This is a genomic window from Streptomyces sp. NPDC054956, from assembly GCF_053609185.1.
Map to the genome: position 1 here is coordinate 1 of NZ_JBSGXB010000051.1, position 14485 is coordinate 14485.

Annotated in this window: 14 protein-coding genes; 8 read left to right on the plus strand and 6 right to left on the minus strand. The window is 71.4% G+C overall.

Annotated elements, in window-relative coordinates; translation table 11 throughout:
- Nucleotides 1–48 precede the first annotated feature (48 nt).
- On the minus strand, nt 49–1470 hold the full coding sequence (locus tag ACWGDE_RS11945; RefSeq protein ID WP_453388842.1) for a cytosine permease: 1422 nt from the start codon (nt 1468–1470) through the stop codon (nt 49–51).
- A 156-nt stretch (nt 1471–1626) separates the two neighbouring features.
- On the opposite strand from ACWGDE_RS11945, the gene ureA reads away from it, so the two are divergent.
- The 5 genes from ureA (at nt 1627) to cimA (ending at nt 7954) form a co-directional block, all read left to right on the plus strand.
- The gene (gene ureA, locus ACWGDE_RS11950) at nt 1627–2415 is read left to right on the plus strand and encodes an urease subunit gamma (RefSeq protein ID WP_453388843.1); all 789 of its coding nucleotides are present in this window, start codon (nt 1627–1629) and stop codon (nt 2413–2415) included.
- A complete protein-coding gene (locus ACWGDE_RS11955) occupies nt 2412–4145 on the plus strand; it encodes an urease subunit alpha (protein WP_453388844.1) in 1734 nt (577 codons plus the stop codon). The genes ureA and ACWGDE_RS11955 overlap by 4 nt, the downstream gene beginning before the upstream one ends.
- 102 nt (nt 4146–4247) lie before the next feature.
- Nucleotides 4248–5282, plus strand: coding sequence for an agmatine deiminase family protein (locus ACWGDE_RS11960; RefSeq protein ID WP_453388845.1), 1035 nt, complete (start codon nt 4248–4250; stop codon nt 5280–5282).
- Between the two features lie 61 nt (nt 5283–5343).
- Nucleotides 5344–5964 (plus strand): TetR/AcrR family transcriptional regulator, encoded by a 621-nt coding sequence (locus tag ACWGDE_RS11965; protein WP_453388846.1) that lies wholly within the window; start codon nt 5344–5346, stop codon nt 5962–5964.
- A 349-nt stretch (nt 5965–6313) separates the two neighbouring features.
- Nucleotides 6314–7954 (plus strand): citramalate synthase, encoded by a 1641-nt coding sequence (cimA, locus tag ACWGDE_RS11970; protein ID WP_453388847.1) that lies wholly within the window; start codon nt 6314–6316, stop codon nt 7952–7954.
- A gap of 27 nt (nt 7955–7981) precedes the next feature.
- Here cimA and ACWGDE_RS11975 read toward each other — a convergent pair whose 3' ends face one another.
- Nucleotides 7982–8476: a hypothetical protein gene (locus ACWGDE_RS11975; protein WP_453388848.1), complete on the minus strand. Its 495-nt coding sequence runs from the start codon at nt 8474–8476 to the stop codon at nt 7982–7984.
- A gap of 109 nt (nt 8477–8585) precedes the next feature.
- Here ACWGDE_RS11975 and ACWGDE_RS11980 point away from each other — a divergent pair, with 109 nt between their 5' ends.
- Nucleotides 8586–9953: a hypothetical protein gene (locus ACWGDE_RS11980; RefSeq protein ID WP_453388849.1), complete on the plus strand. Its 1368-nt coding sequence runs from the start codon at nt 8586–8588 to the stop codon at nt 9951–9953.
- A 33-nt stretch (nt 9954–9986) separates the two neighbouring features.
- Here ACWGDE_RS11980 and ACWGDE_RS11985 read toward each other — a convergent pair whose 3' ends face one another.
- Nucleotides 9987–10598, minus strand: a complete 612-nt coding sequence (locus tag ACWGDE_RS11985; RefSeq protein WP_453388850.1) for a YceI family protein — start codon at nt 10596–10598, stop codon at nt 9987–9989.
- Between the two features lie 252 nt (nt 10599–10850).
- Here ACWGDE_RS11985 and ACWGDE_RS11990 point away from each other — a divergent pair, with 252 nt between their 5' ends.
- Nucleotides 10851–12434 (plus strand): acyl-CoA carboxylase subunit beta, encoded by a 1584-nt coding sequence (locus ACWGDE_RS11990; RefSeq protein ID WP_453388851.1) that lies wholly within the window; start codon nt 10851–10853, stop codon nt 12432–12434.
- A gap of 23 nt (nt 12435–12457) precedes the next feature.
- Complete coding sequence (locus ACWGDE_RS11995; RefSeq protein ID WP_453388852.1) at nt 12458–12646, plus strand: acyl-CoA carboxylase subunit epsilon; 189 nt, start codon at nt 12458–12460, stop codon at nt 12644–12646.
- Between the two features lie 166 nt (nt 12647–12812).
- Here ACWGDE_RS11995 and ACWGDE_RS12000 read toward each other — a convergent pair whose 3' ends face one another.
- From ACWGDE_RS12000 to ACWGDE_RS12010, 3 genes are all read right to left on the minus strand, one after another.
- Entirely contained in the window at nt 12813–13400 is a 588-nt protein-coding gene (locus ACWGDE_RS12000) for a GTP-binding protein (RefSeq protein WP_073911148.1), read from the minus strand.
- A complete protein-coding gene (locus ACWGDE_RS12005) occupies nt 13381–13968 on the minus strand; it encodes a DUF742 domain-containing protein (RefSeq protein WP_453388853.1) in 588 nt (195 codons plus the stop codon). Before ACWGDE_RS12005 ends, ACWGDE_RS12000 begins: the two co-directional genes overlap by 20 nt.
- A gap of 93 nt (nt 13969–14061) precedes the next feature.
- Nucleotides 14062–14475 (minus strand): roadblock/LC7 domain-containing protein, encoded by a 414-nt coding sequence (locus ACWGDE_RS12010; protein ID WP_030037347.1) that lies wholly within the window; start codon nt 14473–14475, stop codon nt 14062–14064.
- Nucleotides 14476–14485: the final 10 nt, after the last annotated feature.

Consider the following 14485-nt stretch of genomic DNA (forward strand, 5'->3'; position numbering starts at 1 on the left):
GGGCTCTCTCAGAGCAGCCGGGGCGCGGGCCTTCGTGCGTACGGGGGACTACGCGGCGACCGGCTCCTCGACGGCCTCCGCGGCCGCGGAGGGGGCGGTACGGGCGGTCAGGGCCGTGTAGACCAGGCCGCCGGCCAGGCCGGACAGGACGAAGGAGCAGTCCACGCCGCCGGTCAGGGCCAGCAGCGGGCCCTCGTAGAAGGGGGTGGTCACGGCGAGCAGGCCGACGCCCGCGCCGATCGCCCAGGAGACGGTGGCCGCGACGTTCCAGCCGGCGCGGTACCAGTAGACCCCGCCCACGGAGCGGCGGTTGAAGACCTGGAGGGCGTCGGCGTCGTAGCGGCCCCGGCAGCGGACGTAGCCGATGAGGGTGATCACGGCCCACGGGGTGCCGATCGCGGTCAGCAGCAGGACGAACGAGGTCATGGCGGCCTGGGCGTTCCACTCGAAGGAGCCGATGAACACGAAGGCGGTGGCCACGGCCGCGGCGACCAGGGTGGCGGTGGTACGGGTGGCCCTGGGGACGATGGCGTCGAGGTCGAGGCCCATCGAGTAGAGCATCAGCCCGGCGTTGCCGACCGAGCCGGCGGCCGCGGCGGCGAGCAGCGGCACCAGGTACCAGAACGGCGCGGCGTCGACCAGCGGCCCGGCGTACTCGGTGGCGGCGCGGGCGGCCAGCGCCGTGTAGGTGCCGAAGAGCTGCGGGATCAGCAGGCCGATGAGCAGGCCGAGCCCCGTGGACCAGAGCACCTTGCGGGAGCTGTGCTGGTGGGGGGAGATGTAGCGGGTGTAGTCGCCGAGCAGGGTGATGAAGGCGACGGGACCGCTGAGACCGGCGGCGACGGCGGCGAGCAGCCAGGTCGGCCAGAAGGAGCCGAGCAGGTACGCGGTGTCCGGCGGGGCGGCGGTGGTGAAGTCCGGGGCGTAGGCGAAGACGCCGACGGCCAGCAGGACCACCATGCCGATGGACAGGACCTTGCTCATGCGCAGCAGCAGCCGGTAGCCGAAGACGGCTCCGACGACCGTACAGGCGGCCAGTACGCCGTACATCACGGCCCGGGAGACGCCCGTGTCGGGCAGTCCGGTGAGCCGGGACAGGGCGCCGACCATGACGTCGCCGCCGATCCACAGGGTCAGCGCGGTGTAGCCGAGCGAGAGCAGCAGGCCGACCACCGAGCCGACGAGCCGGCCGCGGACGCCGAACTGGGCGCCGCTGGAGGTGGAGAGGTTGGTCCCCGTGCGAAGCGAGACGAGGGCCAGCGGCGCGGTGAAGGCGATGCCGACGAGGGTGCCGGTCACGATGGCGGTGACCGAGGGCCACAGTCCCAGCCCGAAGGACGGGGGCAGCCAGCCGAAGACGATCACACCGAGGCAGAGGTTGGAGCCGAGGAGGATCGAAATCAGGTCACGGGGACCGCTCGTCCGCTCCGCTTCCGGGATGGTGTCGACTCCGCGCTGTTCGATGGGCATGGGGGGACTCCCTTGGAAGGGCGGGGGGTGGCATCGCAATGTTTGAGCGACACTCAATGTGACCTAAGCCCTGGTCTCAGGTCAATGCTTCATTGCGGAGAAATGAAGAGTTAGAGTGATGCTCTAACCCATCGACTCAAAAGGTGGTGGATCGGCGTGCGGCTGACCCCAACGGAGCGTGACCGGCTTCTGCTCCGCAGTGCCGCGGAACTGGCCAGGGCCCGGCGGGCCCGCGGGCTCAAGCTCAACGTCCCCGAGGCCACCGCGCTCATCGCGGACACGGTCTGCGAGGCCGCGCGCGACGGCAAACGACTGGCCGAGGCCATCGAGGAGGCCCGCTCCGTGCTGGGCCCGGACGACGTGCTGCCCGGCGTGAGCGACGTGGTCACCGAGGTGCACGTGGAGGCCGTCTTCGACGACGGGTCCCGCCTCGCCGTGGTCTCCTCCCCGATCCGCGGCGCGGTCGGCCTCGGCGAGAACGCCCCCGGCGCGGTCGTGCCCGGCCCCGGCGCCCCCCAGCCGGAGCCCGCGATCCACCTGCACGTGCGCAACACCGCCACCGTGCCGGTCAGCGTCACCTCCCACTTCCACTTCTTCGAGGCCAACCCGCGCCTCGACTTCGACCGCGCCGCGGCCTACGGCATGCGGCTGTGCGTGCCGGCGGGCTCCTCGGTCCGCTTCGACCCCGGCGGCGAGGCCGAGGTCGGCCTGGTCCCGATCGGCGGCGAGCGCATCGCCATCGGCTTCGCCGGACTGGTCGACGGACCGCTCGACGCCCCGGGCGCCAAGGCGCTCGCCTTGGAGAGGGCGGCGGCGTGCGGGTACCTGGGCGCCTCGGGCACCGCCCGGGACGACGAGGCCCCGGCCTCCCCGATCACCCCGGGCCAGGCCGACCAGGCCGACCAGACCGACGGCAACGACCGACCGGAAGGGACGACGGCATGAGCCGGCAGACACCGCACACCGACCACTGCGCCCCCGGCAGCCGCCACATCGACCCCCACGAGTACGCCTCCGTCTTCGGCCCCCGCGCCGGGGACCGGGTCCGGCTCGGCGACTCCGGGCTGACCGTCCGCGTCGAGTCCGATTCCCAGAAGCCCGGCGACGAGTTCCTGGCCGGTTTCGGCAAGACCGCCCGCGACGGACTGCACCTGAAGGCCGCGGCCGTCCGCGAGACCTGCGACGTGGTGATCAGCAACGTGCTGGTCATCGACGCGGTCCTCGGCATCCGCAAGGTCTCCATCGGCATCCGCGAGGGCCGCATCCACGCGATCGGCCGGGCCGGCAATCCCGACACCCTCGACGGTGTCGACGTCGTCGTCGGCACCGGCACCTCGATCGTCTCCGGCGAGGGCCTGATCGCCACCGCCGGCGCCGTCGACACCCACGTGCACCTGCTCTCCCCGCGCATCATGGAGGCCTCGCTCGCCGCGGGCGTCACCACGATCATCGGCCAGGAGTTCGGCCCGGTCTGGGGCGTCGGCGTCAACTCCCCGTGGGCGCTCAAGCACGCCTTCAACGCCTTCGACGCCTGGCCCGTCAACATCGGCTTCCTCGCCCGCGGCTCCTCCTCGGACGCCGCCCCGCTGATCGAGGCCCTGGCCGAGGGCGGCGCCTCCGGGTTCAAGGTCCACGAGGACATGGGCGCCCACACCCGCGCCCTGGACACCGCCCTGCGCGTGGCCGAGGAGTACGACGTACAGGTCGCCCTGCACAGTGACGGCCTCAACGAGTGCCTCTCGGTCGAGGACACCCTGCGCGTCCTGGACGGCCGCACCATCCACGCCTTCCACATCGAGGGCTGCGGTGGCGGACACGTCCCCAACGTCCTGAAGATGGCCGGCGTGCCGAACGTCATCGGCTCCTCCACCAACCCGACCCTGCCCTTCGGCCGGGACGCCGTCGCCGAGCACTACGGCATGATCGTCTCGGTCCACGACCTCAAGCCGGACCTCCCCGGCGACGCCGCCATGGCCCGCGACCGCATCCGCGCGGGCACCATGGGCGCCGAGGACGTCCTGCACGACCTGGGCGCGATCGGCATCACTTCCTCCGACGCCCAGGGCATGGGCCGCGCCGGCGAGACCATCCGCCGCACCTTCGCCATGGCCGCGAAGATGAAGGGCGAACTGGGCCCGCTGGCCGGCGACGGCGAGGGCGACGACAACGCCCGGGTCCTGCGCTACATGGCCAAGCTGACCATCAACCCGGCCATCGCCCACGGCCTGGCCCACGAGATCGGCTCCATCGAGGTCGGCAAGCTCGCCGACATCGTGCTGTGGCGCCCGCAGTTCTTCGGCGCCAAGCCCCAGCTGGTCCTCAAGTCGGGCTTCCCGGCGTACGGGGTCACCGGCGATCCCAACGCCGCCACCGACACCTGCGAACCGCTGGTCCTCGGGCCGCAGTTCGGCTCGTACGGGGCCACGGCCGCCGATATCTCCGTCGCCTTCGTGTCGGCCGCCGCGGCGGCCCTCGGCAGCGACGAGATGCCCACCCGCCGCCGCCGGGTCGCCGTCCGCGGCACCCGCGGCATCGGTCCGGGTGACCTCCTGCTCAACTCCCGGGTGGGCGCGGTCGATGTGGACGCGCGCAGCGGTCTCGTCTCCCTGGACGGGGAACCGCTGCGCTCCGAGGCGGCCGATTCGGTCTCCCTCAACCGCCTCTACTTCCTCTAGTCCGCCAGCCCCACCGGCCCGACGGGGCCGACCCGCCCGCACGCCAGCACCGTCCCCGAGAGACCGTTCCCTCGGGACACCGTTCCACTAAGGACCCCTGCCATGACGAAGCCCGCAGACAACGGATTCCGGATGCCCGCCGAGTGGATGCCCCACGAGCGCACCTGGATGGCCTGGCCGAGCCCCAACCCGACCTTCACCGACGAGGCCGAGCTCGCCGCGGCCCGCGAGGCGTGGGGCGCCGTCGCCCGCGCCGTCCGCACGTACGAGCCCGTGACCCTGGTGGTCTCCCCGGGGGACGCCGAGGGCGCCCGCGCGATCGTCGGCGATGACGTCGAGCTGGTCGAGCGGGAGCTCGACGACGCCTGGATGCGCGACATCGGCCCGACCTTCGTCACCAACGACGCCGGCGAGCTGGCCGCCGTCGACTGGACCTTCAACGGCTGGGGCGCCCAGGAGTGGGCCCGCTGGGACCACGACTCGAAGATCGCCCGCGCCGTCTCCGACCTCGCCGGGACCCGTACGTACAGCACCCCGCTGGTCAACGAGGGCGGCGCCATCCACGTGGACGGCGAGGGCACCGTGCTCCTCACCGACACCGTGCAGCTGGGCAAGGGCCGCAACCCCGACTGGTCCCGCGAGCAGGTCGAGGCCGAGATCCACGCCCACCTGGGCACCACCAAGGCGATCTGGCTCCCGTACGGCCTGGCCGGCGACTACGGCACCTACGGCACCCAGGGTCACGTGGACATCGTGGCCGCCTTCGCCCGCCCCGGCGTGGTCATGGTCCACACCCAGCCCGACCCGGCCCACCCGGACCACGAGCGCGGCAAGACCATCGCCGCCATCCTGCGCGCGTCCACCGACGCGCGGGGCCGGCAGCTGGAGGTCGTGGAGGTCCCGGCGCCGACCGTGCTGGAGGAGGACGGCGAATGGGTCGACTACTCCTACATCAACCACTACCTGTGCAACGGCGGCGTGGTCCTGTGCGCCTTCGACGACCCGCGCGACGAGGAGGCGGCGGAGATCTTCCGCGGTCTCTTCCCCGAGCGGACCGTGACGCTCGTCGACGCACGTACGATTTTCGCCGGGGGTGGCGGTATCCACTGCATCACCCAGCAGCAGCCGAAGGTCTGACCTCTTCCGCGGGACGGGGCGGGCGGATCGCGCGGATCGATTCACAGAGTGGGAGTGGGCCATGGTGGCGGGTGAGGTACGTGCCGCGCGCAAGAACGCGCCGCCGCGCGAGGACGTACTGGTCGCCGCCATGGCCACCATCGCCGAACGCGGCCTCGACGGCCTGACCATGGCCGGACTGGGCCGCCAGGTCGGCATGAGCAGCGGCCACCTCCTCTACTACTTCCGCACCAAGGACGAGCTCCTGCTCCAGACCCTGGAGTGGAGCGAGGCGGCGCTGGGTGCCCGGCGGCGCGCCCTGCTGTCGCGCCGCGGCCCCGCGATCGAACGGCTGCAGGCGTACGTGGACCTGTACGTGCCCGAGGGCGCCCGGGACCCGCACTGGACCCTGTGGCTGGAGGTCTGGAACCGCTCGCAGAACGCCGGACCGGGGGAGCGGGAGCGCCAGGGGGCCATCGAGGGCGCCTGGCACCGCGACCTGGTGGCCCTGCTCGCCGAGGGCATCTCGCGCGGGGAGTTCCGCCCGGTCGACCCGGACCGCTTCGCGGCCCGGCTGCGGGCCCTGCTCGACGGGTTCAGCATCCAGGTCGCCGTCGGCCTGCCCGGGATAGGGCGGGGCGACATCCTCGAGCACGTCCGCGAGTTCCTCAGCGAGGCGCTGACCCCGGAGACCGGGGCCTGAGCCGGCGGTCCTGCCCCGCCCCTCCAGCCATCGGACCGGCCTGCCCGCATGCTGAGATCCCCGTCCATCCGCGGCATGCGGTATGGCACACTGCCGACGTGCCTGCTCAGCTCATGATTATGGACAGCAGCGCGCCGGTCCGCAGTGACCGCTGAACCGTGAACGAACTTCGCGGAGGCGGCCATCGTGCCCCAGACCCGCGCGCAGACCTCTCGCACCCGCGAGAGGTTTTTTCGTTTTCCGGCCCAAACATGCCGGAAGCGGGCAGCGCGCGATGATGGGGGCAGTGGAGGCAGCCCGCCCCGCGGCGGGCATCCGGAACCACTCATCCGACAGGAGTCAGATCAGCATGACGACGACAGAGGCGACCGAGCCGACTGCGCCGAGCTCGGGCCCCGGCCTCCCCGATGACGGGTTTCACGTCTTCGACACGACCCTGCGCGACGGTGCCCAGCGTGAGGGCATCAACCTCACGGTCGCTGACAAGCTGACGATCGCCCGGCACCTGGACGACTTCGGGGTGGGGTTCATCGAGGGCGGCTGGCCCGGCGCCAACCCCCGTGACACGGAGTTCTTCTCCCGCGCCCGCGCCGAGATCGACTTCAAGCACGCCCAGCTCGTGGCCTTCGGGGCCACCCGCCGGGCGGGCGGCTCCGCCGCCACCGACCCGCAGGTCCGGGCGCTGCTGGAATCCGGCGCGCCGGTGATCACGCTGGTCGCCAAGTCCCACGACCGGCACGTCGAGCTCGCCCTGCGCACCACCCTCGAGGAGAACCTGGAGATGGTCCGCGACACCGTCTCGCACCTGGTCTCCCAGGGCCGCCGGGTCTTCGTCGACTGCGAGCACTTCTTCGACGGCTACCGGGCCAACGCGGAGTACGCCAAGTCCGTGGTCCGCACCGCCCACGAGGCCGGCGCCGACGTCGTCGTCCTGTGCGACACCAACGGCGGCATGCTGCCCGCGCAGGTGACCGCGACCGTCGCCACCGTCCTCGCCGACACCGGCGCGCGCCTGGGCATCCACGCCCAGGACGACACCGGCTGCGCGGTGGCCAACACGCTGGCCGCCGTCGACGCGGGCGCCACCCACGTCCAGTGCACCGCGAACGGCTACGGCGAGCGGGTCGGCAACGCCAACCTCTTCCCGGTCGTCGCCGCGCTGGAGATCAAGTACGGCCGTACGGTCCTCCCGGCGGGCGCGCTCGCGGAGATGACCCGGATCTCGCACGCCATCGCGGAGGTCGTCAACCTCACCCCCTCCACGCACCAGCCCTACGTCGGCGTCTCGGCCTTCGCGCACAAGGCGGGCCTGCACGCCTCGGCGATCAAGGTCGACCCGGACCTGTACCAGCACATCGACCCCGAGCGGGTCGGCAACACCATGCGGATGCTGGTCTCCGACATGGCCGGCCGGGCCTCCATCGAGCTCAAGGGCAAGGAGCTCGGAGTCGACCTCGGCGGGGACCGCGCGCTGGTCTCCCGGGTGGTGGAGCGGGTCAAGGAGCGGGAGCTCCAGGGCTACACCTACGAGGCCGCCGACGCCTCCTTCGAGCTGCTGCTGCGGGCCGAGGCGGAGGGCAGGGCGCGCAAGTACTTCCGTACCGAGTCCTGGCGGGCCATCGTCGAGGACCGCCCCGACGGCACGCACGCCAACGAGGCCACGGTGAAGCTGTGGGCCAAGGGCGAGCGGATCGTCGCGACGGCGGAGGGCAACGGCCCGGTCAACGCGCTGGACCGCGCGCTGCGGGTGGCGCTGGAGCGCTTCTACCCCCAGCTGGCCAAGTTCGAGCTGATCGACTACAAGGTCCGCATCCTGGAGGGCGCGCACGGCACGGCGTCCACCACCCGGGTCCTGGTCACCACGACGGACGGCTCCCGCGAGTGGAACACGGTCGGCGTCGCGCCCAACGTGATCGCGGCCTCCTGGCAGGCCCTGGAGGACGCCTTCACCTTCGGCCTCCTGCACGCGGGCGTGGAGCCGGCGGAGTAGGGAGCCGCGCCCGCGGGGGCTTCCGCGTCAGCAGGCATCCCTGATGTAGGCGCGGAAGCGCTCGCGGCTCATGGCCTTGCCGTCCGCCCAGACCTGTCCGGGGCGCAGGGCCTCGATGTCCTGGGTCTTGAACGAGGTGGCGGAGGCGTACAGGACCCGGCGGTCGTCCTTGAGCACATCGAACGCGAGGACGTAGAAGCCGCCCGGGTCCAGGGACGGCGGGGTGGCGGGCTCCTCACGGGGATCCGGGGCCGGGGCGAGAAGGGGGAACGGCCCGGGCCGGGTGTCCCCGGGGACATGGCCGGTGCGCCGCTCGACGAGGCCGTCCATGGGGAGGCCCTGCAGAATGAGCCCTTCGATGTCCCCCTCGTTGCTGCAGCGCCCCAGTTCCACCATGAGCCGGCCCGAGTCCTCCTTGTACACCCCGGCGAGGTCGTACACGGGCGGGCCGGGCGGATAGGCGCATGCCGTGAGCAGCCCGCCACCCAGCACTACGAGTCCCACCAGCAGCCCGCGCCGCATCGGCCCACCCCCTGGGCCGGGAGTGTAGGCCGGACGGCCCGTCGGCGGGGGCGATGGTCCTTATGTCCGGCTCACACAGGATTACGCCTGTTCGGGTAGCGTCGTGGATATGAGGACCAGGCTTATATCCGTACGTATGGGATCGCTGCTGTCCGGTCTGCTGCTGGCCCTGTCCGCGACCGCTCTCCTGGTCGCCCCGCAGGCATCGGCGGCCACCGGAACCGCGGCCGTGGCGGAGGCCCTCAAGAAGGGCCCGGTCTACGTCGACCCCCGCGCCGAGGCGCAGCTGCCGCCCGCGCAGGCGGAGGCGCTCGCGAAGAAGATCAAGGACGCCGGGAAGCCGGTGTTCGTGGCCGTGCTGCCGGCCACCGCCGAGTTCCCCGCGGCCACCGTGCTCAAGACGGTCCGCACCGAGACGGGCATCACCGGGCTCTACGCCATCCGGCTCGGGGACGGTTTCAACGCCGGCGCCGACAGGGCGGTCATGCCGAACAACGCGGTCCGCAACCTGGTCGACGCCGTCAAGGCGGGCGGCCCGGTCGACGCGGCCACCGAGCTCAACAACTTCGTGGACCAGGCCCTGTCCCAGGCCAAGGGCAAGGCCCCGGCCTCCTGGGGCGGCTCCGCGAGCACGGACGACGGCTCCCCGGCCGGCGCCCTGATCGGCCTCGGCGCCGTGGCCCTGGTCGGCGGCGGCGGTGCGTACGCGCTGGTCAAGCGGAACCGCAAGAAGAAGGAAGAGGCCCGCCGCGAGGCCATCGCACGGCTGAGCGTGGTCGTCGACGAGGACATCACGGCCTTCGGCGAGGAGCTCGACCGCCTCGACTTCCACCCCGGCGAACCCGGCGCGGACGACGCCATGCGGGCGGACTACGAGCAGGGCCTCGACTCGTACGAGAAGGCCAAGCAGATCATGGCCTCCGTGGAGCACCCGGAGGAGGTCAAGGGGGTCACCCAGGCACTGGAGGACGGCCGGTACGCCCTGGCCCGCCTCGACGCGCGCCGGCAGGGCCGGCCGCTGCCCGAGCGCCGGGCGCCCTGCTTCTTCGACCCGCGCCACGGGCCGAGCACCGAGGACGCGGACTGGGCCCCCGCGGGCGGGGCAGCCCGTACCGTCCCGGTCTGCGCGGCGGACGCCGTACGGCTGCGCGACGGCCAGGACCCGGCGGTCCGCACCGTCGACACCGAGCACGGGCCGCGCCCCTACTACGACGCCGGCCCGGCGTACGGTCCCTGGGCCGGCGGCTACTTCGGTGGCGGCATGCTGCCGGGGCTGCTCATGGGCACGATGCTCGGTTCGATGATGTCCAGCCCGGCCTACGCCTCCGACTTCGGCGGCGGCAACGGGTTCGACGGCAACGGCTTCGGCGGCGGCGACGTCTCCGGCGCCGACTTCAACCCGTCCGACTTCGGCGGCGGGGACTTCGGCGGCGGTGGCGGCTTCGACGGCGGAGGTTTCGGCGGGGGCGACTTCTGAGCCGCCCCCGGTCCCGAACCGGTCCTGCGGGGGTCAGGCCTGCTTGATCGCCGAGATGTCGAAGGTCAGCTTCACCTTGTCGCTGACCATCACGCCACCGGTCTCCAGGGCCGCGTTCCAGGTCAGGCCCCAGTCGGAGCGCAGGATCTCGGCGGAGCCCTCGAAGCCGACGCGCTCGTTGCCGTAGACGTCGGTGGCCGACCCGTTGAACTCCAGGTCGATGGAGAGCGGGCGCGTGACGTCCTTGATGGTCAGGTCGCCGGTGATGCGGTACGCGTCGCCGCCGAGCTGCGCCGCCTGCGTGGAGCGGAAGGTCATCAGCGGGAAGGTCTCGGCGTCGAAGAAGTCGCCGGAGCGCAGGTGACCGTCGCGGTCGCCGATGCCGGTGTCGACGGAGGCGATCTTCACGTCGATGGAGGCGGTGGAGCGGGAGGGGTCGGCGCCGTCGAGGTGCAGCGCGCCCTCGTGCTCGGCGAAGGTGCCGCGGACGTTGGTGACCATCGCGTGGCGGACGGTGAAGCCGATGCTGCTGTGGGCCGCGTCGATGACGTAGTCGCCGGTGAGGGCGGCGAGGGCCGGGTCCACTTCGAGCGTGGCGACGGCGGTGGCGGACGTGTCCTGGCTGCGGCGGGTGAAGATGCCCATGTCTTGCTCCTCGGTAGGGTGCCGCTCGGTCCGGCACTCGTTGAACTTTCAACAAGAGAGACGCTAGACCCATTCCGTTCAAATTTCAACTTCTTCGGGTGGGTTTGTTGAATGCCCACAAAGGACGAAGGTCCCGGCTGGCGGTGTCCACTCATGCCTCCGTGGTTCTGTCCGGGCCGGACAGCGGAAGACACCCGACACTGTGTGGATTCGACGGAGGGTTTTGTGGGTCCCGCTTCGTAAGGTCGATACATGACCGTTGTGGACCAGATTCCGAGCGAGCCGACGGACGCCCGCGGGCGCGTGGCCGAGCTGCACGACCTGCGCGAGCAGGCGCGGCGCGGACCGAGCGACCGGGCGACCGAAGCGCAGCACGCCAAGGGCAAGCTCACCGCCCGTGAGCGCATCGCGCTGCTGCTCGACGAAGGTTCCTTCAAGGAGGTCGAACAGCTCCGCCGCCACCGCGCGACCGGGTTCGGCCTGGAGGCCAAGAAGCCCTACACCGACGGTGTCATCACCGGCTGGGGCACGGTCGAGGGCCGCACGGTCTTCGTCTACGCGCACGACTTCCGCATCTTCGGCGGCGCCCTGGGCGAGGCCCACGCCACGAAGATCCACAAGATCATGGACATGGCCATCGCGGCCGGTGCCCCGCTGGTCTCCCTCAACGACGGCGCCGGCGCCCGCATCCAGGAGGGCGTCTCCGCCCTCGCCGGGTACGGCGGCATCTTCCAGCGCAACACCAAGGCCTCGGGCGTCATCCCGCAGATCTCGGTCATGCTGGGCCCCTGCGCCGGTGGCGCCGCGTACTCCCCGGCGCTCACGGACTTCGTGTTCATGGTCCGCGAGACCTCGCAGATGTTCATCACCGGCCCGGACGTGGTTCGCGCGGTAACGGGCGAGGAGATCACGCAGAACGGCCTCGGTGGCGCGGACGTGCACGCCGAGACCTCCGGCGTCGCGCACTTCGCGTACGACGACGAGGAGACCTGCATCTCCGAGGTCCGCTACCTCATCACGATGCTCCCCTCCAACAACCGCGAGAACCCCCCGGTCCACCAGACCGACGACCCCGCCGACCGGCGCTCGGACGTCCTGCTGGACCTGGTGCCCGCCGACGGCAACCGCCCGTACGACATGCTCAAGGTCATCGAGGAGCTCGTCGACGAAGGCGACGTCCTGGAGATCCACGAGCGCTGGGCCCGCAACATCATCTGCGCCCTCGCGCGGATGGACGGCCAGGTCGTGGGCATCGTCGCCAACCAGCCCGGCCACCTCGCCGGCGTCCTGGACATCCACGCCTCCGAGAAGGCGGCGCGCTTCGTCCAGCTCTGCGACGCCTTCAACATCCCGATCATCACCCTCCTGGACGTCCCCGGCTTCCTGCCGGGCGTCGACCAGGAGCACGGCGGCATCATCCGCCACGGCGCCAAGCTGCTGTACGCGTACTGCAACGCCACCGTCCCGCGGATCTCACTGATCCTGCGCAAGGCCTACGGCGGCGCGTACATCGTCATGGACTCGCAGTCCATCGGCGCCGACCTCACCTACGCCTGGCCCACCAACGAGATCGCCGTGATGGGCGCCGAAGGTGCCGCCAACGTCATCTTCCGCAAGCAGATCGCGGACGCCGAGGACCCCGAGGCCATGCGCGCACGCATGGTCAAGGAGTACAAGGCCGAGCTGATGCACCCGTACTACGCGGCCGAGCGCGGCCTCGTCGACGACGTCATCGACCCCGCCGAGACCCGGGAAGTGCTCGTCGCCGCCCTCTCGATGCTCCGCAACAAGCACGCCGATCTGCCGTCCCGCAAGCACGGCAACCCGCCGCAGTAGACGTCGAAGGAGAACTGCCACCGATGAGCACCCTGCTGAAGGTCGAAAAGGGCAACGCCGAGCCCGAGGAGCTGGCCGCGATCACCGCGATCCTGCTCGCCCGCGCCGCCGCCGCCCCCGAGGCCGCCACCTCCGCCTCCCGCTCCCAGGCCGGCTGGCGCCGCCTGGAGCGCACCCCCGGCTTCCGCGCGCCGCACAGCTGGCAGGGCTGAGCCCCCAGTACGACGCGAGGCCCCGCACCCGGACAGGGTGCGGGGCCTCGCGCGTACCCGGAACCGGCCGTCGTCCGGCCGAGCGGCCCCGCTCGTACGGGGCCCAAGGCGAAGGCCCCCGTGTCACAGGACACGGGGGCCTTCGCGCGTGCGCGGGCGGAAGCCGCTACCGCAGGCGGGCCATGAGCGCGTGCTCGACCAGGGTGATGAGCGCGCTCTTGGCGTCCGCGCGGTGGCGGGCGTCGGTGGTGATGATGGGGGCGTCGGGGCCGATCTGCAGGGCCTCGCGGACTTCCTCCGGGGTGTACGGCTGGTGTCCGTCGAAGCCGTTGAGGGCGATGACGAACGGCAGGCCGCTGTTCTCGAAGTAGTCGACGGCGGGGAAGCAGTCGGCGAGACGGCGGGTGTCGACGAGGACGACGGCGCCGATGGCGCCGCGGACCAGGTCGTCCCACATGAACCAGAAGCGGTCCTGTCCGGGGGTACCGAAGAGGTACAGGATCAGGTCCTGGTCCAGGGTGATGCGGCCGAAGTCCATGGCGACCGTGGTGGTCGTCTTGTCCCCGGTGTGGGTGAGGTCGTCGATGCCGGCGGAGGCGCTCGTCATCACGGCTTCGGTGCGCAGCGGGTTGATCTCGGAGACCGCGCCGACGAACGTGGTCTTGCCCACGCCGAAGCCGCCCGCCACCACGATCTTCGCGGAGGTGGTGGAGCGAGCAGGAGCCGCTCCGCCGTTAGAGCTTGCGAAGTCCACTGAGCACCCTTTCGAGCAGTGTCACATCTGGCTGGCCGCCGGCGGACTCGTCGCCGCCGGGCTGGTGGATGGCGACAAGGCCGGCCTCCGCCAGGTCGGCGACGAGGATCCGGGCGACACCAAGAGGAATGGAGAGAAGTGCCGAGATCTCCGCGACGGATTTGATCTCCTGGCACAGACGGCAGATGCGCTGGTGCTCGGGCAACTGCCCTTGCAGACGCGCGGGATCGGCCGTGGTGCTGACCAGTGCCTCGATGGCGAGCTGGTAGCGCGGCCGGGTACGGCCGCCCGTCATCGCGTACGGGCGCACCAGCGGGTTGTGCGCCTGCGGAGCCTGCGGGCGCGAGGCGCGCGGAGACTGCTGCGAGGGCCGGTAAGGCTGCTGGGGCTGCTGGGGCTGTCCGTACGGCTGCTGCTGGTAGGGCTGCCGCTGGTAGGGCTGCCCGGCCTGGTCGTACTCCGGCGAGGGCCGGTTGCTGGGAGCGGAGGGGAAGTTGAAGCGGTTCTGGTCGTGCCCACCCTGCGGCTGCTGCGCGCCGCCATAAGGATGTCCTCCGGGTGTTGTCACGTCTCCTCCTCCGACTCCAAGAACGCAGTACTCCCTGTGGAACCGCGCCACCGCACCCTATGGTGCGATGGCGCGAAACGCACTGCCTGTCTGCTAGTTGAGAAGGCTTCCTTGGAGTTCCGCGCGCAGGTCCGGGGTGAGGACGCTGCCCGCGCGATCCACGAGAAGGGCCATCTCGTAGCCCACGAGGCCGATGTCGCACTCGGGGTGCGCGAGCACCGCGAGCGAGGATCCGTCGGAGACGGACATGAGGAAGAGGAATCCCCGGTCCATCTCGACCACGGTCTGGTTGACGGCGCCACCCTCGAAGATGCGGGAGGCCCCGGCGGTCAGCGACGTCAGCCCGGAGGCCACGGCCGCCAGCTGGTCGGCGCGGTCGCGCGGGAATCCGTCGGACATCGCCAGAAGGAGGCCGTCGGCGGATACCACCACCGTGTGGGACACCCCTGGGGTGTTGTCCACGAAGTTGGTGATCAACCAGTTCAGGTTCTGCGCCGCCTGGCTCATCGCGCTCACA